Origin of the sequence: Arthrobacter sp. NicSoilC5 (assembly GCF_019977395.1) — a bacterium.
GTDB lineage: Bacteria > Actinomycetota > Actinomycetes > Actinomycetales > Micrococcaceae > Arthrobacter.
Genome location: NZ_AP024660.1, coordinates 4,243,336 through 4,264,420 on the forward strand (window position 1 = coordinate 4,243,336; position 21,085 = coordinate 4,264,420).

A 21,085-nucleotide genomic window follows, 5' to 3' on the forward strand; every position below is an offset into this window, starting at 1 on the left:
CGGCCCCGGAATTCCGCGCCCCGTGCGGTGGCTGGCAGCGGAAAGAGGCCGACGGCGGGAGGACGCTTTGGGCGCTCCCCCCGCCGACGGCCCTGCCGGGCCCGGTTTCTCTGGGTCAGGTTTCTCCGGGTCAGGCCGTGGCGGCGACGGCGCTCCGTCCCCGGACCGGCTCTTCCGTCAGCTTGCCCTGCTGCAGGCGGAACCGGCGGTCGGTCTTGTTCGCCAGGACCCTGTCGTGGGTGACCACCAGGATGGTGGTGTTGTGGTCGCGGCTCAGCGAGCTGAGGAGCTCGATGATGTGGTCGCCGGTCTGCTCATCCAGGTTGCCCGTGGGCTCGTCCGCCAGGATCAGTTTCGGCTCATTGGCCAGGGCGCGGGCAATGGCCACGCGCTGCTGCTCGCCGCCGGAGAGCCTGTTGATCCGCCGGTCGTGCTTGGACGGATCAAGCTGGACCTGTTCCAGCAAGTCCTTGGCGCGCTGCAGCCGCGCGGCCTTGCGGACCCCCGCGAACTCCATGGGCAGCATGACGTTGTCCACGGCGGACAGGTTGGGGATCAGGTTGAACTGCTGGAACACGAAGCCGATGTCCCGGCGCCGGTATTCCGTCAGCTTGGTGTCCGGCAGGCTTGCCAGGCTCACGCCGTCCACCACGACGTCCCCGCTGGTGGGTTTGTCCAGCGCACCCAGCAGGGACAGCAGGGTGCTCTTGCCGCTGCCGCTCTTGCCCACGATGGAGGCCAGGGTGCCCTGCTCCAGGACAAAGCTGACATCGTTGACCGGCTTGATGGTGCGGTCACCGGAGTTGAAGGTGCGGACCAGGTTCTTGACTTCAATCATGGCTATTCTCCTCGCAGGACTTCGATGGGACGGATGCGCGCGGTAAGCAGCGCGGGGACCAGGGCGCCGATAATGGCCACGCCGAACACGGCGGCGATGCCACCGGCGATCACGCCCGGCGATGCGCTCGCGGTGACCGAGTTCAGGAGCTGGGAGGCGCCGCCGAAGGGGCCGCCCTGGCCGCCCGGGAAGCCGCCCGCCCCGCCGGGGCCGCGGCCCGTGCTGGCAGTGGTTGTGGTGGTGTTGCTGCTGATCAGGGCGGACGCGATGCCGCCGCTGGCGAAGGATGCTATGGCTGCGCCCACTGCGCTGCCCAGGGCCGCGAGGACCAGGGCTTCGAGGACGAACTGCAGGCCGATGGTGCGGTTGGGGGCGCCGATGGCTTTCAGGACCCCGATTTCGCGGCGGCGCTCGCGGACCAGCATCACCATGATGAGCAGGATGATCAGGCCAGCGGTTCCGAGGGCGGCAATGAAGGCGATGAAGGAGATGTTCTTGACGCTGTCCAGGGAGCTGACGGCGGTCTGCAGGTTCTGCCCCTGGGTGACGTCGGCCTTGCCACTGCCCAGGGCGGCCTGCAGGGCCGTCTTGGTGGTGGCGACGTTGTCCATGGAATTGACCGTGACGATCATGCTGGACAGTTCGCCCGGTGTCCCGGCGAGCGACTGGGCGGTGGGGAGCGTGAGGTAGGCGGCGTTGTTCCCGAACGCCGTACCGGCGTCGAACAATCCGGTCACCGTGTAGGTCTGGTCGTTGATGGTGAAGGTGGACCCAACGGTGAGGCTGTTTTTCTCCGCCAGCGTGGTGCCCAGCAGTGCTCCCGTGGACACTGCCGAGTAGTCGCCCAGTCCGGTGCCCTGCGTAATGTTCAGTGCCTTGCCCGTGGTGTCCACTTCAGCGCCGATACCCGTGGCGGTGATCGGCAGGGACCGGACCGGCTGCTGCGTGCTTCCGGTGGATCCGGTGGTTCCGTTGGCCTGCTGGTTGCGGTTGCCCAGGGTGCCTGCATCCACCGCGGCGGTGAGGCTTGTGGTCAGGGGCGCTGCGGCCTGGCCGCCGGGGCCTCCCTGCCCGGTTTGGCCGCCCGGTGCGGTTTGTCCAGCCTGCGCCGTTTGTGCCGCGGCAGCCGCCGCGTTCCGCAACCGCAGGGATGAGGTCCCGACGACGGCGCTGACGTTGGGGACGCCGGCGGCGGTGGCTGCCTGGGCGGCTGTGAGCGGCTCTCCGCCGCCTTCGAAGCCTTGGCCGCCGGCGGGGTTGACGGTCAGGACGGTGCCGACGGAGGCGTTGAGCTCCTGCACTTTCGCCCCGACTGCCTGGTTCGCCACCAGCATGGCCAGTGCCAGGCCAATGGCGACGGCCAGCACCGCAACAACAGCTGCGGTGCGGACCTTGTTTCTGAAGGCATTGCCTACGCTTCGGGCAAGGACGCTCACGTTACTCCTATGGCTCAGGTGCCGGCGCGGGAGGCCGGCTTCCCATCAACCCTCGCCGGGCATCCTGTGCCGCAATCCGGCCGGACCTGTGTTTGGCCTGTGAAGGATGTTGCTGTTGAGGCAGGACGCAGGAAAGCCCGGTCCTGTTGAAGGACCGGGCTTTCCGCTTGCCGGGGTTTACCCGGCGTTACCGACTGTGTTACTTGGTGATCGGGCCGAGTACGGGATCGTCCGTGTAGGCCGTCTTGACGTTGGCCGAGGTCACGATGACCGGCTCCAGCAGGTAGGCGGGAACAACCTTGTTGCCATTGTTGTAGGACTTGTCGTCGTTGACCTCAGGCTTCTTGCCGGCCTGCAGGTCCTTGACCATGGTGATGGCGTGCTCAACGAGCTTGCGGGTGTCCTTGTTGATGGTGGAGTACTGCTCGCCTGCGATGATCGACTTGACCGACTCAACCTCGGAGTCCTGGCCGGTGACAACCGGGATCGGCTTGCCGGCAGCCTTGACCGAGGTCAGGATTGCGCGGGCCAGGGTGTCGTTGGGGGAGAGGACGCCGTCCACGTTGGCGCTGGTGTAGCTGCCGCTGAGCAGGGTGTCCATGCGGCGCTGGGCGTTTTCAGCCTTCCAGCCCTGGGTCACGGCCTGCTCGAAGCTGTTCTGCCCGGAGACGACCTTCAGGGTGCCGTCGTCGATCTTGGGCTTCAGGACGCTCATGGCACCGTTGAAGAACACCTTGGCGTTGGCATCGTCCGGGGAACCGGCGAACAGTTCGATGTTGTACGGACCAGTGGGCTTCTTCGCCTTCATGCCGTCCAGCAGGGCCTGGCCCTGGAGCACGCCGACCTTGAAGTTGTCATAGGCCACGTAGTAGTCCACGTTGTCCGTGTTCAGCAGGAGGCGGTCGTACGCGATGATCGTGGCGCCGGCGTCCTTGGCCTGCTTGAGCTGGGTACCCAGCTGGGAGCCGTCGATGGCGCCCACGATAATGACCTTGGCACCCTTGGTGACCATGGCGCTGATCTGGTTCTGCTGCTCCGACACGCCGCCGTTGGCGAACTGGACGTCAGCCTTGAACCCGGCACCGTTGAGGCCGTCGTTGAACAGCTTTTCGGCCAGGACCCAGTTTTCACTGGTCTTCTGGGGGAGGGCAACGCCGATGGAGGACTTCTGGTCGAATCCCGCGGCACCGGTGCTGGACCCGCCGGACGGCTCCGAGCGGCCGCAGCCCGTCAGCGCCAGTGCTGCGATGGCAGCTACCGCTGCGGCCTTTCCTGCTTTACCAAACATTCGCATTGTTGGTTCTCTTTCTTTGAGTGATGGAACGGTATTCAGGCTGCAAACTTCAGGCTTCCCTGGCGATCGCTTCCTTGGTGGAGGTGGTTTCGTCGGGCTGGATGGGGCTGCTGGGTCCGCCGGAGGGACGGTTCATGTTCCGGGTCAGCATGCCGATGATGGAGCGTTTGCCCTGGGACTTGTTGTAGACGTCGAAGGCGACGGCGATCAGGAGCACCAGGCCCTTGATGATCTGGGTGAGGTCGGCGCCGACGCCGAGGAGCTGCAGGCCGTTGTTGAGCACTGCCATGACCAGGCCACCAATGATGGAGCCGACCACGGTACCCACACCGCCGGTCACTGCCGCGCCGCCAATGAAGACGGCGGCGATGGCGTCCAGCTCCCAGCCCACGCCGTCGAAGGGTCCTGATGCGGTGGAGCGGCCCACGAAGATCATGCCGGCCAGGCCGGCCAGGATGGACATGTTCATCATGACCAGGAAGTTGACCTTCTTGGACTGGACGCCGGAGAGTTCGGCCGCATGCCGGTTGCCGCCGACGGCGTAGACGTGGCGGCCCAGGATGGTGCGGGAGGAGATGAAGCCGTAGATCAGTACCAGCACGGCCAGGATCAGGCCGGGGATGGGGAACGAGGTGCCGGGACGGCCGGTGGCGAAGAGGTACGTGGCGTAGAGGATGGCGGCGCAGATGAGCACCAGCTTCAGCACGGTGACCCACATTTCGGGGACCTCGGCGCCGAGCGCCTTGGCCCGGGCCCGGGAGCGGAGTTCGCCCACCACGACGAAGACCGCGACTGCGACACCCATCAGGATCGTGAAGTTGTTGTAGCCGGTGTCCGGACCCACCTCGGGCAGGTAGCCGGAGCCGATGTACTGGAAGTCGTTGGGTACGGGAATGGTGTTGGACTTGCCCACGAACTGGTTGAAGCCGCGGAAGAGGAGCATGCCGGCCAGCGTCACGATGAAGGCGGGGATGCCCACATACGCGGTCCACCAGCCTTGCCAGGCGCCGATGACCGCACCCAGCACCAGGCCCAGCAGGACGCCTGCCCACCACGGGATGCCCCAGTCGCGGATGGCGAGGGCGACGGTGACGCCGACGAACGCGGCGACGGAGCCGACCGAGAGGTCGATGTGGCCTGCGATGATCACCAGCACCATGCCGATGGCCAGGATCAGGATGTAGGAGTTGCCGTTGAAGAGGTTGATGACGTTGCCGGGGGTCAGCGTCCGGCCTTCGGTGGCGAACTGGAAGAAAATGATCAGGGCCACGAGGGCAAAGATCATGCCGAATTGGCGGGTGTTGCCGCCAAACAGCTTTTTGAGGGCGTTCATGGTGTCAGTCCTTGTGTCCGGAAGGTTCTGGATGGGCCAGAGGGTCAGGCGGCTTTTCGGGTGGCGGAGGTCATCAGCTTCATCAGGCTTTCCTGGCTGGCCTCGTCTTTGTTCAGGACACCTGTGATGGCGCCTTCGAAGATGGTGTAGATGCGGTCGGACAAGCCCAGGAGCTCGGGCAGTTCGGAAGAGATGACGATGACTCCCTTGCCCTGGTTGGCCAGCTGCTGGATGATCCCGTAGATCTCGTATTTGGCTCCGACATCGATGCCGCGGGTGGGTTCATCCAGGATCAGCAGGTCCGGGTCGGTGAACATCCACTTGGCCAGGACCACCTTCTGCTGGTTGCCGCCGGACAGCTTGGCCACGCCTTCCTCCACGGAGGGCGTCTTGGTGCGCAGTGACTTGCGGTACTGCTCGGCCACCGTGAACTCCTGGTTGGGGTCAACCACCGAGTTGTGGCTGATCTTCTTCAGGGCGGCTGCCACGGTGGTGGTCTTGATGTCATCGAGGAGGTTCAGGCCCAGGGTCTTGCGGTCCTCGGTGACGTATCCCAGCCCGGCGTCGATCGCCTGGCGGACGTTCTTGAGGACCACTTCCTTGCCGTCCTTGTAGATGTGGCCGTCAATGAAACGGCCGTAGGAGCGGCCGAAGACGGAGCGGGCCAGTTCGGTGCGTCCGGCGCCCATGAGGCCGGCGAACCCTACGATTTCTCCGCGGCGGACGTAGAAGCTGGAGTTCTTGCAGATCAGGCGGTCCTGGACGTTGGGGTGGCCCACGGTCCAGTTCTTGACCTCGAAGAACACCTCTCCGATCTTGGGGGTGTGGTCCGGGAACCGGGATTCGAGGGTGCGGCCCACCATGCCCTTGATGATGCGGTCCTCATCCACGCCGTCCTTCTTGACGTCGAGCGTCTCGATGGATTTGCCGTCGCGGATGATGGTGATGGAATCGGCGATCTGCTCGATCTCGTTGAGCTTGTGGGAGATGATGATCGACGTGATGCCCTTGGCCTTCAGGCCCAGCATCAGGTCCAGCAGGTGCTGTGAATCCGATTCGTTCAGGGCTGCGGTGGGCTCGTCCAGGATGAGGATCTTCACGGACTTGTTCAGGGCCTTGGCAATTTCCACCAGCTGCTGCTTGCCGACGCCGATTTCCTTGATGGGGGTATCGGGGTCGTCCCGCAGGCCGACCCTGGCCAGGAGGTCCAGGGACCGCAGGCGGGCCTCGCCCCAGTCGATGATGCCGCGCTTGGTGGGCTCGTTGCCCAGGAAGATGTTCTCCATGATGGACAGTTCGGGGATCAGCGCCAGTTCCTGGTGGATGATCACGATGCCGGCGTGCTCGCTGGCCCTGATGTCCCGGAACTGCTGGACCTGCCCCTGGTAGACGATGTCGCCGTCGTAGCTTCCGTACGGGTACACGCCGGACAGGACCTTCATGAGGGTGGATTTGCCGGCGCCGTTTTCGCCGCAGATGGCGTGGATTTCGCCTGCCTTCACCCGGAGGCTCACGTTCGACAAGGCTTTAACGCCGGGAAATTCCTTGGTGATGGACCGCATCTCGAGAATGACCGGGTCCGCGTGCGTGGTCTGGGACGTCATGAGCCCTAACCCTCCAATGCAATGACTTCTTTGTCCGGCCGGCAAAGCGCAGGGCCGTCTGAACCAAAAGTAAACTGGATCACAGCTATTGTCGTCAAGTCTTTAACGCAATTGCTGGATAACGAAATGGTCTACGCCTTGCGGATCCCGGCGTGCTGGAACACCAGGGCGGCGGCGCCAAGCGCCTCCGCCCGGTCCCCGAGCGAGGACATGGTGAGGGTTGTCGTCTCGCCGATCACGGGCACTGCATGGCGGATCAATCCTCTGCGGATGGGGTCCAGCAGGATGTCGCCCAGGCCCGCCAGGGGCCCTCCCACCACGATGACCTCAGGGTTGATCAGGTTGGCCACATTGCCCAGTGCGCGGCCCACGGCCAGTCCGGCATCGTCCACGACCCTAAGGGTGGCGGAGTCGCGGTTCAGGGCCTTGCGGACAATGTCGGCCGGAGTCATCGGCGGGTCTTCGCCGCGGCTGAGGAGCTCGATCATGGTGGTGGTGGAGGCGATGGTTTCCAGGCAGCCGCGGTTGCCGCAACGGCACACCAGGCCCTGCTCATGGATGGTCGCGTGCCCTATTTCGCCGGTGATTCCCACGTTGCCGTAGTAGGGGGCGCCGTTGAGGATCAGGCCGGCACCGATGCCCGATCCGATCTTCATGAACATCAGGTTGCTGACCCCGGAGTGCTGCCCCCACGTCACCTCGGACCAGGCGCCGAGGTTGGCGTCATTGTCAACAAAGACGGGGATTCTCAAGGTTTCCTCAAGGTGCTGGAGGATGTTGATGCCTACCCATTCGGGAAGGATTGCGCCCTGGGCCACCGTCCCTGTCCGGCGGTCGATGGGGCCCGGAATTCCGACGCCGGCGCCCACGACCGAGGAGCGCTCCACCCCGCTTTCCCGCAACAGTTTCTCCAGGAGCGCCACCGCGGCCTGGATGCCGTCATCCGCCTGGTGGCCCAGGGGGAGCATTATCGATTCTTCGGCGATGACGTGGTAGCTGAGCGAGGCGAGGACCACCCGCAGGTGCCGCCGGCCGAAGTCGATGCCCACGGCCACGGCGCCGTTGCTGTTCAGCCGCACGTTCAGTGCCCGCCGCCCGGAGCTGGTGATCGGCTCGGTGGATGCCAGACCGGAATCGAGCATGATCTTGACGATGTTGGAGACGGTGGCGGTGGACAGCCCCGTCTGCCGGGCCAGTTCCGCCTGGGTGGACGGGCCGCCCATCAGGGTCTCGATAATCCGCTGCTGGTTCAGCTGCCGCAGGGCGGACTGCGATCCGGGATTTTTAGGTTTGCTCCTCGTTGAGCGCGTAGTTGCGGACATGCTAAGAAGATTGCCCTACCGCTGCGCTTGTAGTCAAGAAGTTAACGCATGGCTGCGTCGAATGCAGTTGGGAACGGTACGCAGGGCCCAGGCCGGATCCCCGTGCATTCCGTCCCGGCATGCCTGCGGGTGGGTCCAAACGACCCGTCATCCGCCGCCTGCGGCTGGCTAGGCTGGTAGGCGGAAACAATCCAGCCCAGCCCTGTTCCCGTGGCCGGGCATGAAGAAGGTGGTAATGATGCTGCTCTCCGTCCTGCAGGCGAATGCGGTGGTCCTGGATATTGGGGCCAACCTGCGCACCGTGGACGATGCCGCCCGCCGGGCCGCGCAGGCCGGTGCCGACGTGCTGCTCACGCCGGAACTGTTTCCCGTGGGCTATGCCCCGCTGCGGCTGCGCAGCGAACTGGATCCGGCGGCCCTCCCCGCCATCCGCGCCCGCCTGGCGGACACCGCGCGCCGGCACAGGATCGCGCTCGTCTACAGCCTGCCCGTCCCGGTGCGCACTGAACCACCATCCGCCGGTGCGGCCGGATGGCACATTTCAGCCACCCTGGTGGACGCCCACGGCATGGAAATCCTCAACTACGCCAAGGTGCACCTCTTTGGCAACGAGGAACGCGAGGCATTTGTCGCAGCCGCGGAACCTCCCGCCGTCGTGGATTTCCACGGCATCCCTACCTCACTGCTGATCTGCTACGACATCGAGTTCCCCGAGGCCGCACGGGCGGCTGCTGCCCGGGGTGCCGAGCTGCTCCTGGTGCCCACCGCATTGTCGGCCGGCTTCGAGGCAGTACCGCAGGTGCTTGTCCGCGCCCGTGCGCTGGAAAGCCAGCTCACTGTGGCGTACGCCAACCACTGCGGAAGCGAGGACGCCTACGCTTTTGGGGGCGGAAGCGTGGTGGCGGGGCCCGACGGGACGCTCCTCGCCGAGGCCGGCGATGCCCCGGCGCTGCTGTTTGCCGAGGTGGGCACGGAGGCCGTCCGGGCAGCACGCAATGCAGTCCCGTACCTGCGGGAACGCCGGCCCAGGCTGTACCGGGAGTGGGAGGCAGCCCTGCTGCGGGAACCGGGCCACCCTGGGGGCATCGGCGCCTAGCCGCTGCCCGTCAGCCCGTCAGCCAGTCCCGTCCCTCAGTCAGCCCTGCCCGCCAAGCTGTCTGCGTACTGCAGCGCAATCCACAGCTCTGCCCGCACCTGTGCCTGGTTCAGGTCCATCTGGAGCAGCTCGCCAAGGACGCCGATCTGCCGCCGAACGCTGTTCCGGTGCAGGCCCAGCAGTTTGGCGGACGCGTCCCAGCTGCCGTTCTCGCTGAGCCAGCCGCGGAGGACAGACAGCAGCGGATGGCGCCGGTCCGGCTCCAGCGCCAGGACCGGCTGCAGGAGGCGTTCGGCCAGCAAAGTCCCGGCCTCACGGCCCAGCAGTCCGGTGACGGACCAGGACACCTCATCGGCCCGGATGCTCTGCCCGCTTCTCTGGACCTGGCCGCGCAGGGAGGTGGCCCGCTGGTAGGCGGCGGACAAGCCGGCGAGCTCGGTCGGTTCGCCCACCACCAGGCGCCACCCGAGCTTCTCCACATCGGCAAGCAGGGCATCATCCACCCTGAGCCGGGTCACGGCGGCGAAGCCGTAGTCAGTGATCTCCACCAGTTTTGTGTCGAGCATCCGGCGCCACTGCAGCAGTTCCCGGACGGGGCCGTCTCCTGCCGGCCACTGGGGCGCTTCCACGTTGATGCCCTGCACAACCCGCATGGGCGCGGACCGGGTGGAGGAAAGGCTCTGCGCCAGCAGGTCCTTGAGCCCATTCACATGCCTGGTCCCGCCCGCGGTGAGGCTTTCGGGGTGCAGCAGGACGGCGGTGGCCAGCTGGCTTGGAGCCAGCGACCCGCTGGTGCGTTGCCGCACCAGCAGTTCGAGCAATCCGACCGCGGACTGGACCACGTTGTTCTGTGCGGGGGTCAGCGGAACGTCGGAGCCCAGAACCAGGGCGCCAAGATTGGCATCCTTGGTGCTGCGCAGCGGGTGGCCCACCACCAGCGCCGAGCCCGGCAGGTCAAAGCCGTCCATCTCCACCCGGGGGCCCCGGCCGGACAGCAGCCGTTCCAGCATCGGTTCCAGCAGGGAAAGTTCGACGGCGGTGCTGCCGCCGGCACTGGTGCCGCGTGCCCGGACCCGGCCGTCCGCCCCCACCATGACCGCCCATACAGGCACGCGCTGGACCAGGGCGGCCAGCAGTTCATGCTCCGGCCTGGGGGAGAGGACGGCCCGCATGAGTTGCCGGTTGGTCTCCGCCAGCTGCCGGAAAACCCGGGCATTGTCAGTCTCCAGGAGCTGTGAGAACTGGAGGCCGATCGCCGCGAACGGAAGCGACTCAGGCACCTCGAACAGGGTGAGGTTGTGCCGCCGGCACGCGTCCAGCACCACGTCCGGGACGGCATCGAAGTAGGGCCTGATCCCGAACCCGAGGGCCGCCACCTTGGCCTCCACCAGCCGCCGGACATACGCATCCACCCTGGCCGGCGTGCCGCCGTCGCCCAGGAAGGGAAGTCCGGCGGTGAGCAGGAACTCACCCTCCGGCAAATAGGGTGTGGGGTCCTCCAGTTCGCTGGGTTCAACCCACCGCAAAAGACGGCCGCCGCTGCCGCCGTCGTGGAGCGTTTTCAGCAGCGGCGGCAGCTGGTCAAGGAACTGCTGGAGGGTGACGAAGCTCAGCCGTCCGGACTCCGCGGGTCCCACAGTCATGGCTCGCACCGGCGTCGACCGGCACCCGGCAGGCGGCGCACCCGGCCGCCGCAGGCGCCGGATTGCGGGATCCGCTGCGTTTGTGCATAAAGTCTCACGGTGGATCACTATAAGTCATTTTGCACCAGCTTGAGAGTTGGCTCACATGCCAATGTTGGTCAGGGGAAACCGACAACTACTCTGAAGGGACGTCAACGGTGACTGTGCCTGTAACCACCGAAAAACCCATCGCGCCAACCATCGGACGGCCCGGCCTCCGGGCCCAGCTGCTCCGGCGTAAACCGATAGGCCACATGGTCAGCGAAGCCGAAGGCGCCGGTGGGGGAACCGGCCTGGTGCGCAGCTTCGGCGTCCTGCACCTGACGATGATCAGCGTGGGTGCCACCCTGGGGACGGGCATCCTGGTGATCCTCGGCGAATCGGTTCCACTGGCCGGACCGGCCATCTGGATTTCATTCATCATCGCCGGCCTGGCCGCGCTGCTCTCCGCGGTGTCGTACGCCGAGATGGCCGGCCTGGTCCCGGCCGCAGGGTCGAGCTACTCCTATTCCTACGCCACCATGGGGGAGGGCATGGCCTGGATCTGCGGATGGTGCCTCGTCCTTGAATACGCCGTTTCCGTGGCCGCCGTGGCCGTCGGCGCGGGCCAGTACGTCAACGAAACGCTGGCTGTGTTCGGGCAGGTGCTGCCCGACGCGATGTCCCAGCCTCCCGGCGACGGCGGCCTGGTGAACGTTCCGGCGGTGGCCATCGTCGTGCTCGCCACCATCCTGCTGGTCCGCGGTGCCCGGGAAAGCGCCTGGATCAACACCGTCATCGTCATCGTCAAAGTAGGCATCCTGCTGTTCTTCTGCGCCGTGGCTTTTACCGCCTTCAACGCAGGAAACTTCGAGCCGCTCATGCCCATGGGGGCCGCAGGCGTCTCCGCCGCCGCCTCCAGGGTGTTCTTTTCCTACATTGGGTTCGACGCCGCCTCCACGGCCGGCGAGGAAGCCCGGAACCCCAAGCGCGACCTGCCCCGCGCCATCCTGCTGTCCATGGTGATCGTCACCGGCATCTACGTCCTGGTGGCCGTTGCCGCAATCGGCGCCCGCCCCTGGGGCTGGTTCGACGGAACCGAAGCCGCCCTGGTCCAGATCCTCGAGGAGACCACGCACCAGCCGTGGATTGCGTTGGTCTTCTCCGTCGGCGCTGTCCTTGCGATCGCCAGCATCGTCCTCACCGTCCTCTACGGGCAGACCCGCATCCTCATGTCGATGTCCCGGGACGGACTGGTGCCCGCGGTCTTCAGCCGCGTCTCACCCCGCACCGGCACCCCGGCCGCCGGTACCCTGATCGTCGGCACCGCCGTCGCCCTCACCGCAGGGCTGGTGCCGCTTGGCGCCCTGGCCGACGCCACCAGCATCGGAACCCTGTTCGCGTTCGCGCTGGTCAACGTGGCCGTTATCTACCTGCGCCGCAACCGCCCGGACCTGAAGCGCAGCTTCCGGGTGCCGCTGTACCCCATCACCCCCGTCCTGGGCACGCTCATGTGCGCCTACCTGATGGCAAACCTTGGCGCCGAAACCTGGGTGGTGTTCGGCGCGTGGATGCTCGTGGGCATCGCCATCTACTTCGGCTATGGACGCCGGAACTCCAAGGTAGCGGCCCTGAGCGAGCTCGACTACCGTGAACTGACCGCCAAGGCCCCCGGCCAGGAACCTGTGAAAGCAGAACAATCATGACCATCGCCACCGAACTGCCTGCCTCCGACCCCTCCAGCACCTCCACGCCGCCGGCGGACGCGGCAGGGCGGGGCACCGGTGAACAGGCAGCTCTCATCACCATGCTGAACCCCGATTTCCCGTTCAGCTACGACCACTACCTGGCCCACCCGGACGGACTGGGAACCGTCCCGCCGGAGCTGCACGGCACGGAGGTGGCCGTCATCGGCGCCGGGCTGTCCGGGCTGGTGACCGCCTATGAACTGATGAAACTCGGACTGCGGCCCGTGGTCTATGAAGCGGACCAGATCGGCGGCCGGCTCCGCACCGCAGCCTTCCCGGCGGCGCCCGGCGTGGTGGCGGACCTGGGCGGCATGCGGTTCCCGGTCTCCGGCAAGGCCTTCTACCACTACGTGGACCTGCTGGGCCTGGAGACCCAGGACTTCCCCAACCCCCTGGCCGAGGCCACCTCCAGCACGGTGATCGAACTGGCAGGCAAGAAGTACTACGCGGAAAAGCCGGGCGACCTTCCGCCGTTCTTCCGCGAAGTGGCCGACGCCTGGAAGGCAGCAGTCAACGACGGCGCCAGGTTCGTGGAGATGCAGGACGCCATCAAGGCGCGGGACATGGCCAGGATCAAGGAACTCTGGAATGAGCTGCTCCCGCTCATGGATGAGCAGACCTTCTACGGTTTCATCGCCGCCAGCGAGTCCTTTAAGAAGGCAGGCTTCGCCCACCGTGAAGCCTTTGGCCAGGTGGGGTTCGGCACCGGCGGCTGGGACACGGACTTCCCCAACTCCATCCTGGAAATCCTCCGCGTGGTCTACACCGACGCAGACGACCAGCACCGGCTGATCCGCGGGGGAGCGCAGCGGCTGCCCGAGGCACTGTGGCAGCACGCGCCGTCGGACATGGTGCACTGGCCGGCCGGCACCTCCCTGGCCTCGCTGCACTCCGGCTCGCCCCGCGGCGCTGTGGGGAAGATCAGCCGGGACCCTGACGGCAACCTGCGGGTCCGGGAGCGTTGGGGCCGCGAGGCCAGCTACCCGGCCGTCGTTACCACATGCCAGTCGTGGCTGCTGTCCACCCGCATCCACACCGAGGAGGCCCTGTTCCCGGCCGAACTGTGGACCGCCATGGAGAAATCGCATTACATGCAGTCCTCCAAGACCTTTGTGATGGTGGACCGGCCCTTCTGGAAGGACATCGACCCCGAAACGGGCAATGAGGTCCTGTCCATGACGCTGACGGACAGGCTGAACCGCGCCACCTACCTGCTGGACAACGGCCCGGACCAGCCCGCCGTCATCCTGTTGTCCTACACCTGGAATGACGACGCCCTGAAGTGGCTGGCCCTGGACGCGGACGAGCGCGTGGAACTGATGCTGCACTCGCTGGAGCAGATCTACCCCGGCGTGGACATCGCCGGGCACATCGTGGGCCAGCCCATCACCGTGTCCTGGGAGGCGGACCCCAACTTCATGGGGGCCTTCAAGGCCAACCTCCCCGGACACTACCGCTACCAGCAGCGGCTGTTCACGCACTTCAAGCAGGACAGGCTGCCGGAATCCCAGCGCGGCATATTCCTGGCGGGCGACGACGTCTCCTTCACCGCCGGCTGGGCAGAAGGCGCCGTGACCACCGGGCTGAACGCGGTGTGGGGCGTGGTGAAGCACCTGGGCGGGTCATCGGCGCCGGGGAACCCGGGCCCAGGCGACCTGCTGGACGAGTTCGGGCCGATCAGCCTGGATTAGCCTTCAGAAGCGTGGAGCTCGCGGTGTTTCGCCGCGAGTTCCACGTAGCGCGCCGCATTGGCGCGGACGCCGTCGAACTCTTCATCGGTGAGTTCGCGGCGCACCTTGGCGGGTACGCCCGCCACCAGCGAGCGGGGCGGAACCACCGTACCTTCGAGCACCACGGCGCCGGCGGCCACCAGCGAGCCGGCGCCGATTACTGCACCGTTGAGGACGGTGGCGCCCATGCCGATCAGGCAGTCGTCCTCCACCGTGCAGCCATGCACGACGGCGGCGTGCCCCACGCTGACCCGCTGGCCCACCGTGCAGGGGAAGCCGGGGTCGGCGTGCAGCACCACATTGTCCTGCAGGTTGCTTCCGGCGCCCACGGTGATGGCCGCGGTGTCGGCGCGGACGGAGACGCCGTAGAAAGCGCTGGCGTCCGGGCCCAGGTTGGCCTTGCCGATGATCGAGGCCGACGGGGCCACGAACGCTGATTCATGGACAGCCGGGGAATTGCCGGCGAAAGGGTAGAGAGGAGCCATGGCTTCACCCTAAGCCACCCCTCCACCCAACTGAGTAGCAAAAGATGCCGTTTTGGGGCTTCAAAACGGCATCTACTGCGACCTAGTTGAAGACCACCGTACGGTTGCCGTCCAGCAGCACCCGGTGCTCGGCGTGCCACTGCACGGCCTGCACCAGCGTGCGGCCCTCCACGTCGCGGCCCATCTGCACGAACTGCTCGGGCGTGCGCGCATGGTCCACGCGGATGACTTCCTGTTCGATGATCGGGCCCTCGTCCAGGGCGGCGGTCACATAGTGTGCCGTGGCGCCGATCAGCTTCACGCCGCGGGCATGCGCCTGGTGGTACGGCTTGGCACCTTTGAAGGACGGCAGGAACGAGTGGTGGATGTTGATGGCCTTGCCGGTCAGGTCGGTGCAGAGCTCGTCGGAGAGGATCTGCATGTAGCGGGCTAGGACGGTCAGCTGGATGTCGTGTTCGGCGATGAGGGCGCGGAGCTTGTCCTCGGCCTGGACCTTGGTGTCCCTGGTCACGGGGATGTAGTGGAACGGGATGCCGTAGAACTCGGCGAGCCCTGCCAGGTCCTGGTGGTTGGAGACGATGGCGGGGATTTCAATGGGGAGCGTGCCGGAACGCTGCTGGAAGAGCAGGTCGTTGAGGCAGTGCGCCGAGGTGCTGGCCATCACCAGGGTGCGCACCTTGTCACCACCGGTATCGAGGTTCCACTGCATGGAGAACGCTTCCGCCACCGGTTCCAGCGCCGCCCGCAGCTCGGACTTGGGGGCTGCCGTGGTCACCTCCACGCGCATGAAGAAGTTGCCGGTGGAAGGGCTGCCGTACTGCTGCGAGTCCATGATGTTGCACCCTGCAACCAGCAGGGCTCCGGCCACGGCGTGGACGATCCCGGGGCGGTCCGGGCAGGACAGGGTGACGACGTACGCTTGGTTCAGCTGCTCTTGATTCACGCGTAATAGCCTACCCGCGCCGCGGGTGCCGGTTTTGGTAGGCTGGAAGGGTCGCAACTGGCGTTGGGTGGCTAACCACCAGGGAGCGGCAATCACGAAGACCACGGATCGTACGCCTGGGCCGAGGGTCATGTCTTGCCGGAATTGGGGTTGCCCCTGCGTCAGCACAGCAGCACCATGCCGGGCTTTCACGCCCTGTCATCAACGCGGTGCGGAAGCGTGCCAGCCGGTAGCCTGACCTAAGCAGTGCCCGTATCCCTAGCCAGGAGTTCTTCGTGACTACTACAGCCACCTCAACCACAGCCGTCAGCAACCAGCCGCTGGCTGAGCTTGACCCCGAAATTGCCGCAGTCCTTGAGCAGGAGCTCGGCCGCCAGCGCGGCACCCTGGAAATGATTGCTTCCGAGAACTTCGCGCCCCGCGCCGTGATGGAAGCCCAGGGCTCCGTCCTCACCAACAAGTACGCCGAGGGCTACCCGGGCCGCCGCTACTACGGCGGCTGCGAATACGTCGACGTTGCAGAACAGCTGGCCATCGACCGGGTCAAGGCCCTGTTCGGCGCCGAGTTCGCCAACGTCCAGCCGCACTCCGGTGCGCAGGCCAACGCCGCCGCGCTCTCCGCCATGATCACCCCCGGCGACAAGATCCTGGGCCTGTCCCTGGCCCACGGCGGCCACCTGACCCACGGCATGAAGCTGAACTTCTCCGGCAAGCTGTACAACGTGGCTGCCTACCAGGTGGAGGAAGACAACTTCCGCATCGATATGGACAAGCTCCGCGAGCAGGCCATCGCCGAAAAGCCCCAGGTCATCATTGCCGGCTGGTCCGCTTACCCACGCCACCTGGACTTCGCCGCCTTCCGCTCCATCGCCGATGAAGTGGGCGCGCTCCTCTGGACCGACATGGCACACTTCGCCGGCCTGGTGGCAGCCGGCCTGCACCCCAGCCCGGTGCCGCACTCCGACGTCGTCACCTCCACCGTGCACAAGACCCTCGCCGGTCCCCGCTCGGGCGTGATCCTTGCCAAGGAACAGTGGGCCAAGAAGCTCAACTCCAGCGTCTTCCCGGGCCAGCAGGGCGGCCCGCTGATGCACGTCATCGCTGCCAAGGCCGTGGCCTTCAAGATCGCCGGCACCCAGGAATTCAAGGAGCGCCAGGAGCGCGTCCTGGAAGGCGCCAGGATCATCGCCGACCGCCTGAACCAGGCCGACGTCGCCGAAGCCGGCGTCTCCGTCCTCACCGGCGGCACCGACGTGCACCTGGTGCTGGTTGACCTTCGCAACTCGCAGCTGGACGGCCAGCAGGCCGAGGACCTCCTGCACTCCGTGGGCATCACCGTCAACCGCAACGCCGTGCCGTTCGACCCCCGCCCGCCGATGGTCACCTCCGGCCTGCGCATCGGCACCCCGGCCCTGGCCACCCGCGGCTTCGGCGCCAACGAGTTCACCGAGGTTGCCGAGATCATCGCCACCGCCCTCAAGGCAGGCAGCAGCGCCGACGTCGAGGCCCTCCAGGCCCGCGTGGACAAGCTGGCGGCCGACTTCCCGCTCTACCCGCAGCACGAGCAGTGGTAAGCAATGACTGAAACCACAACCGCACAGATCCTTGACGGCAAGGCCACCGCCGCTGCCATCAAGGCCGAGCTGACCGAACGCGTGGCCGCACTCAAGGCCAAGGGCGTCACTCCCGGCATCGCCACTGTGCTGGTGGGCGCCGACCCTGCCTCGCAGCTGTATGTCTCCATGAAGCACAAGCAGTCGGTGCAGATCGGGATGAACTCCATCCAGCGCGAGCTCCCGGCGGACGCCACCCAGGAACAGGTAGAGGCCCTCATTGACGAACTCAATGCGGACCCCGCCTGCCACGGGTACATCGTGCAGCTGCCGCTGCCCAAGCACCTGGACACGGACGCCATCCTGGAGCGGATCGACCCCGCCAAGGACGCCGACGGGCTGCACCCCACTAACCTTGGCCGGCTGGTGCTGAACGTCAACAACAAGATCACCACCCCGCTGCCGTGCACCCCGCGGGGAGTCATCGAGCTGCTGGAGCGCAACGGGTACAGCCTGGCCGGCAAGCACGTGGTGGTGGTGGGCCGCGGCGTCACCATCGGCCGCTCGATCGGCCTGCTGCTCACGCGGCGGGACGTCAACGCCACCGTGACCCTGACCCACACCGGCACCACCAACCTCTCGGAGCTGCTGAAGCAGGCGGACGTCATTGTGGGCGCGGCGGGCGTGAAGCACATCGTCAAGGCCGCGGACGTGAAGCCGGGCGCTGCCCTGCTGGACGTCGGCGTCACCCGCGAGACCGATCCGGAGACCGGCAAGAGCCGCGTCTACGGGGACATCGATCCTGCCGCTGCCGAGGTGGCCGGCTGGATCTCACCGAACCCCGGTGGAGTAGGCCCCATGACCGTGGCGCTGCTGATGACCAACGTTGTGGAGGCTGCCGAACGCGCAGCAGGCGTCGGGGAGTAGTCCCGGCCCAAACCGCTCGACGGCGGCACGGTAACTTTCGCAGGGAAGGTGCCGGGCCGCCGTCGGCCGTTTAAGCGCAGCGCAGGCTGAGCCAGGCGCGGCCGTGCACCTACTCCCGGGGGAGTACGGGCGCTACGCCGCCTATCTGATTACTTTCGCGGCCCGCGGGAATAGGCTCGGACCATGCAGCGCCGATTCAGGGGACCACCCACCGCCGTCATCGTGGTGGTGGTCGCCGTGATCCAGGTGGCGGGGTCGGCGTTCGCGACGGTGCGCCAGCCTGGACACGCGCCGCTGGACCCCCTGGCGCTGGCATTGCTGCTGCTGGGGCCCGCCGCGCTGGCTTTCCGCCGGCGCGCGCCGCTGGTGATGCTGCCCGTTGCCGCCGGGGCCACCGCAGCCTACCTTGCCCTGGGCTACGCGTGGGGCCCGGTGGTCCTCTCCTTTGCGCTGGCACTGATCATGACGGCGGCGGCCGGAAAGCGCGCTGTGGCATGGTCCGGGGCCGCGGCGGGAATCCTGGCATTGTTTTTGGCCGCCGCGCGCAGCGGCGATGAAGCGGCGTTCGTCCGCGCCTTCGCCGGGTCCTCATGGCTGGCCATCCTGGTCCTGATCGGGGAAGGGGTGCGGTTCCGCGGCGAACGGGTGGCCGAACGGCGCCGCCAGGAGGCCGCGGCGGAGCAGGCTGCCCGCGACGAATACCGGCTTGCCCTGGCGCGGGACATCCATGACGTGGTGGCCCATTCGCTGTCCCTGATCAATGTCCGGGCCTCGGTGGCGCTGCACCTGGGCGAGAAGGATCCGGCGCAGTTCCGCCCTGCCCTGGAGACCATCAAGGCAGCGAGCAGGGAATCACTGGCTGAAGTCCGCCAGCTGCTGGGCGTGCTCCGGGAAGATGCGCCGTTGAGCCCCACCAGCCGGCCCAGCCTGGCCCGGGTCCCGGAAGTCGTTGACAACGCGCGGCGGGCCGGGCTCGATGTCCGGTTCCAGGGCGGCCCGGACCTGGACCACGTTCCCGCTGCAGCCCAGGAAGCGGCATACCGGATTGTGCAGGAGGCCCTGACCAATGTGGTCCGGCATTCCGGGGCGCGGACGGCCCGGGTCTCCATCCACGCGGCGAAAGGGGAACTGCTGGTGACCATTGACGACGACGGCGCCGGGGCCGGCACAGCGCCTGACGGCAACGGCATCACCGGCATGCGGGAGCGGGTGGCGGCTTTGGGCGGCAGGCTTGAGCTGGGGCCGGCGCAGTCCGGTACGGGCTGGCGGGTCCGCGCGGTTCTCCCGCTGGCCGCTGATGCAGGGCAGGGACCAGGATGATCAGCATCCTGCTGGCCGATGACCAGAACCTGATCCGTGCGGGCTTCCGGGCTCTGCTGGACGCCGAAGCCGACATGAAGGTTGTAGCCGAATGCGGGACCGGGCGCGACGCGGTGCGGCTGGCCCGCCAGTGGCATCCCGACGTGGTCCTGATGGATATCCGCATGCCGGACGGTGACGGCCTGGAGGCTACGCGGCAGATCCTCTCCGATGCGGCGCTGCCAGGTACCCGGGTGGTCATTCTCACCACCTTCGAGCTGGACGACTACATCACCGAGGCGGTGCGGGCCGGGGCCGCCGGTTTCCTGGTCAAGGACACTGAACCGGCCGAGCTGCTGCGCGCAGTCCGCATTGTGCACGACGGAGACGCGCTGCTGTCGCCCTCGGTGACCCGGCGGATCATGGCCCAGGTGGCGCGGAACTCCCGCGCCGCCGAACCGCCGGTGGCACTGGACCGCATCACCGACCGGGAACGGGAAGTCCTCCAGCTTGTGGGGGAGGGTTTGAACAACGCGGAAATCGCCGGACGCCTGTTCATCACTCCGCTCACGGCAAAGACGCATGTCTCGCGGATCATGGCGAAGCTGATGGTCAGGGACAGGGCGCAGCTGGTGGTGCTGGCCTACGAATCCGGCCTGGTCCGGCCCGGCTGGGCCGGCTGAGTCCGGCACGGGATGCAGCAGCCGGACTCCCCAGGGAGTACGCGGCCCCCTAGAGGTGACTCCCGCCGCCGGACGCGCCGGCCGGGGTCCGGCAACGAGACTCGATACAAGGCCGGATCCCCGGCCGGCTAAGAGAGTCTGGAGAACAAGAAATGTTGGCTTCACTGAGCACCGCCCTGTCCACCACCGCCCTGTCCACTGCGGCCCTGTCCGCGGCTGCGCAGGTGCCGGCCGATACGGTCGTCTACGGACCCTGGCACGGTGCCTTTTCCCCCTGGTTCCTGTTGTTCCCGCTCTTCTGGATCCTGGTCATCGCGCTGTTCATCTTCGTGGCCCGCAGGACCTGGCGCCGCAACCAGCACTGGGCAGCAGCCCAGGGGGCCGAAGGAGTGCTGCGTGAGCGCTATGCCCGGGGCGAGGTTGACGAGACCGAGTACCGCCAACGGCTGGAGGTCCTGCGCAGCGGGGACCGGCGGCAGAAGTGAACCGGGCCGCCCGGAGCTGTTCGCCGGGGGTGGAAGGCGGCCGAAGCACAGGCCGGGGTTTGAGACAATAGCTCCATGCGAACTTTGGGCAGCTCCTCGTCATCCGCCAAACCCGCAAGGGCCGGTTTTTCGATGTTCCGGATCAGCGGGCCGGGCCTGATGGTCCTGGTGACGGCGTTCATTGTGGCCGTCATCTTCGCCGCCAACCAGAACGACGTCGTGGGCTGGGTTGTTGCCGTCATCGCCGCGTTCTGGCTGGCACTGGCCGCGTTCGTGGTCTTCAGCATCCAACGGGCCGCCAAAAAGGCCGGTGCCAAGCTGTCCGAGGCACAAAGCGCCTTCCACACCGCAACCGGCCGCGCCCCGGCACAGGCATCGGCCGACCATGGGGGCACCCGGGTAGTGTACGAACGCACCGAGGCCGACGAAGTACGCGACCTGAAACTGGACCACTCCTTCAAAATCGTCCAGGTACAGATCCGCGTCGTGGAAGAGGAACGGGCCAAGGGCGCCGCCGCCAACCAGGACACCATCAACCGCGCCCTCGAGACGATCGAGATCACGGCCACCAATGCCCGGGACATGATCAAGTCCTCCGGCGGCAGCGGAGAGCCGGTGACCGGAACCATCATCGACTAGAGTGGAGCG

18 protein-coding genes are annotated in these 21,085 nt (G+C 66.7%); 9 read left to right on the plus strand and 9 right to left on the minus strand.

What is annotated here, in order from left to right:
- Positions 1–130 precede the first annotated feature (130 nt).
- The 6 genes from LDO22_RS19785 to LDO22_RS19810 form a co-directional block, all read right to left on the minus strand.
- Complete coding sequence (locus tag LDO22_RS19785) at positions 131–838, minus strand: ABC transporter ATP-binding protein (RefSeq protein WP_224025411.1); 708 nt, start codon at positions 836–838, stop codon at positions 131–133.
- Between the two features lie 2 nt (positions 839–840).
- Positions 841–2,274 (minus strand): FtsX-like permease family protein, encoded by a 1,434-nt coding sequence (locus tag LDO22_RS19790; RefSeq protein WP_224025412.1) that lies wholly within the window; start codon positions 2,272–2,274, stop codon positions 841–843.
- A gap of 199 nt (positions 2,275–2,473) precedes the next feature.
- Positions 2,474–3,568 carry a sugar-binding protein gene (locus tag LDO22_RS19795; protein ID WP_224025413.1) on the minus strand — a complete coding sequence of 365 codons (1,095 nt, stop codon included), beginning with the start codon at positions 3,566–3,568 and terminating at the stop codon, positions 2,474–2,476.
- Positions 3,569–3,617: 49 nt separating this feature from the next.
- The gene (gene mmsB, locus LDO22_RS19800) at positions 3,618–4,901 is read right to left on the minus strand and encodes a multiple monosaccharide ABC transporter permease (protein WP_224025414.1); all 1,284 of its coding nucleotides are present in this window, start codon (positions 4,899–4,901) and stop codon (positions 3,618–3,620) included.
- A gap of 44 nt (positions 4,902–4,945) precedes the next feature.
- The gene (gene mmsA, locus LDO22_RS19805) at positions 4,946–6,505 is read right to left on the minus strand and encodes a multiple monosaccharide ABC transporter ATP-binding protein (RefSeq protein WP_224025415.1); all 1,560 of its coding nucleotides are present in this window, start codon (positions 6,503–6,505) and stop codon (positions 4,946–4,948) included.
- Between the two features lie 131 nt (positions 6,506–6,636).
- Entirely contained in the window at positions 6,637–7,827 is a 1,191-nt protein-coding gene (locus LDO22_RS19810) for an ROK family transcriptional regulator (RefSeq protein WP_159632586.1), read from the minus strand.
- A gap of 235 nt (positions 7,828–8,062) precedes the next feature.
- Between LDO22_RS19810 and LDO22_RS19815 the strand changes: the two genes are divergently transcribed.
- Positions 8,063–8,923, plus strand: a complete 861-nt coding sequence (locus LDO22_RS19815; RefSeq protein WP_224025416.1) for a nitrilase-related carbon-nitrogen hydrolase — start codon at positions 8,063–8,065, stop codon at positions 8,921–8,923.
- A gap of 35 nt (positions 8,924–8,958) precedes the next feature.
- Here the strand turns inward: LDO22_RS19815 and LDO22_RS19820 are convergent, their stop codons facing one another.
- The gene (locus tag LDO22_RS19820) at positions 8,959–10,566 is read right to left on the minus strand and encodes a PucR family transcriptional regulator (protein WP_224025417.1); all 1,608 of its coding nucleotides are present in this window, start codon (positions 10,564–10,566) and stop codon (positions 8,959–8,961) included.
- A 197-nt stretch (positions 10,567–10,763) separates the two neighbouring features.
- Between LDO22_RS19820 and LDO22_RS19825 the strand changes: the two genes are divergently transcribed.
- Entirely contained in the window at positions 10,764–12,290 is a 1,527-nt protein-coding gene (locus tag LDO22_RS19825; protein ID WP_224025418.1) for an amino acid permease, read from the plus strand.
- Positions 12,287–14,023, plus strand: a complete 1,737-nt coding sequence (locus LDO22_RS19830) for an NAD(P)/FAD-dependent oxidoreductase (RefSeq protein ID WP_224025419.1) — start codon at positions 12,287–12,289, stop codon at positions 14,021–14,023. Before LDO22_RS19825 ends, LDO22_RS19830 begins: the two co-directional genes overlap by 4 nt.
- On the opposite strand, the gene LDO22_RS19835 is transcribed toward LDO22_RS19830, so the two are convergent.
- Both LDO22_RS19835 and purU read right to left on the minus strand, forming a co-directional pair.
- Entirely contained in the window at positions 14,020–14,547 is a 528-nt protein-coding gene (locus LDO22_RS19835) for a gamma carbonic anhydrase family protein (protein ID WP_224025420.1), read from the minus strand. The two genes, LDO22_RS19830 and LDO22_RS19835, sit on opposite strands and share 4 nt — an antisense overlap.
- A gap of 82 nt (positions 14,548–14,629) precedes the next feature.
- Positions 14,630–15,490, minus strand: a complete 861-nt coding sequence (purU, locus tag LDO22_RS19840) for a formyltetrahydrofolate deformylase (protein ID WP_224025421.1) — start codon at positions 15,488–15,490, stop codon at positions 14,630–14,632.
- Between the two features lie 275 nt (positions 15,491–15,765).
- On the opposite strand from purU, the gene glyA reads away from it, so the two are divergent.
- From glyA to LDO22_RS19870, 6 genes are all read left to right on the plus strand, one after another.
- Entirely contained in the window at positions 15,766–17,064 is a 1,299-nt protein-coding gene (gene glyA / locus LDO22_RS19845; protein WP_224025422.1) for a serine hydroxymethyltransferase, read from the plus strand.
- Positions 17,065–17,067: 3 nt separating this feature from the next.
- Positions 17,068–17,970 carry a bifunctional methylenetetrahydrofolate dehydrogenase/methenyltetrahydrofolate cyclohydrolase gene (locus LDO22_RS19850; protein WP_159632580.1) on the plus strand — a complete coding sequence of 301 codons (903 nt, stop codon included), beginning with the start codon at positions 17,068–17,070 and terminating at the stop codon, positions 17,968–17,970.
- A 183-nt stretch (positions 17,971–18,153) separates the two neighbouring features.
- Complete coding sequence (locus LDO22_RS19855; protein WP_224025423.1) at positions 18,154–19,290, plus strand: sensor histidine kinase; 1,137 nt, start codon at positions 18,154–18,156, stop codon at positions 19,288–19,290.
- Positions 19,287–19,952: a response regulator transcription factor gene (locus LDO22_RS19860; RefSeq protein ID WP_224025424.1), complete on the plus strand. Its 666-nt coding sequence runs from the start codon at positions 19,287–19,289 to the stop codon at positions 19,950–19,952. The genes LDO22_RS19855 and LDO22_RS19860 overlap by 4 nt, the downstream gene beginning before the upstream one ends.
- 152 nt (positions 19,953–20,104) lie before the next feature.
- The gene (locus tag LDO22_RS19865; RefSeq protein WP_224025425.1) at positions 20,105–20,437 is read left to right on the plus strand and encodes a hypothetical protein; all 333 of its coding nucleotides are present in this window, start codon (positions 20,105–20,107) and stop codon (positions 20,435–20,437) included.
- 75 nt (positions 20,438–20,512) lie between these two features.
- Positions 20,513–21,076, plus strand: a complete 564-nt coding sequence (locus tag LDO22_RS19870; protein WP_224025426.1) for a hypothetical protein — start codon at positions 20,513–20,515, stop codon at positions 21,074–21,076.
- The last annotated feature ends 9 nt before the right edge of the window (positions 21,077–21,085 follow it).

Excerpts from the sequence above, each read along its gene's own strand:
- LDO22_RS19785 (WP_224025411.1), bottom strand. The coding sequence starts at position 838 with ATGATTGAAGTCAAGAACCTGGTCCGCACCTTCAACTCCGGTGACCGC.
- LDO22_RS19795 (WP_224025413.1), bottom strand. The coding sequence starts at position 3,568 with ATGCGAATGTTTGGTAAAGCAGGAAAGGCCGCAGCGGTAGCTGCCATC.
- mmsB (WP_224025414.1), bottom strand. The coding sequence starts at position 4,901 with ATGAACGCCCTCAAAAAGCTGTTTGGCGGCAACACCCGCCAATTCGGC.
- mmsA (WP_224025415.1), bottom strand. The coding sequence starts at position 6,505 with ATGACGTCCCAGACCACGCACGCGGACCCGGTCATTCTCGAGATGCGG.
- LDO22_RS19810 (WP_159632586.1), bottom strand. The coding sequence starts at position 7,827 with ATGTCCGCAACTACGCGCTCAACGAGGAGCAAACCTAAAAATCCCGGA.
- LDO22_RS19815 (WP_224025416.1), top strand. The coding sequence starts at position 8,063 with ATGATGCTGCTCTCCGTCCTGCAGGCGAATGCGGTGGTCCTGGATATT.
- LDO22_RS19820 (WP_224025417.1), bottom strand. The coding sequence starts at position 10,566 with ATGACTGTGGGACCCGCGGAGTCCGGACGGCTGAGCTTCGTCACCCTC.
- LDO22_RS19830 (WP_224025419.1), top strand. The coding sequence starts at position 12,287 with ATGACCATCGCCACCGAACTGCCTGCCTCCGACCCCTCCAGCACCTCC.
- LDO22_RS19835 (WP_224025420.1), bottom strand. The coding sequence starts at position 14,547 with ATGGCTCCTCTCTACCCTTTCGCCGGCAATTCCCCGGCTGTCCATGAA.
- LDO22_RS19850 (WP_159632580.1), top strand. The coding sequence starts at position 17,068 with ATGACTGAAACCACAACCGCACAGATCCTTGACGGCAAGGCCACCGCC.
- LDO22_RS19855 (WP_224025423.1), top strand. The coding sequence starts at position 18,154 with ATGCAGCGCCGATTCAGGGGACCACCCACCGCCGTCATCGTGGTGGTG.
- LDO22_RS19860 (WP_224025424.1), top strand. The coding sequence starts at position 19,287 with ATGATCAGCATCCTGCTGGCCGATGACCAGAACCTGATCCGTGCGGGC.
- LDO22_RS19865 (WP_224025425.1), top strand. The coding sequence starts at position 20,105 with ATGTTGGCTTCACTGAGCACCGCCCTGTCCACCACCGCCCTGTCCACT.
- LDO22_RS19870 (WP_224025426.1), top strand. The coding sequence starts at position 20,513 with ATGCGAACTTTGGGCAGCTCCTCGTCATCCGCCAAACCCGCAAGGGCC.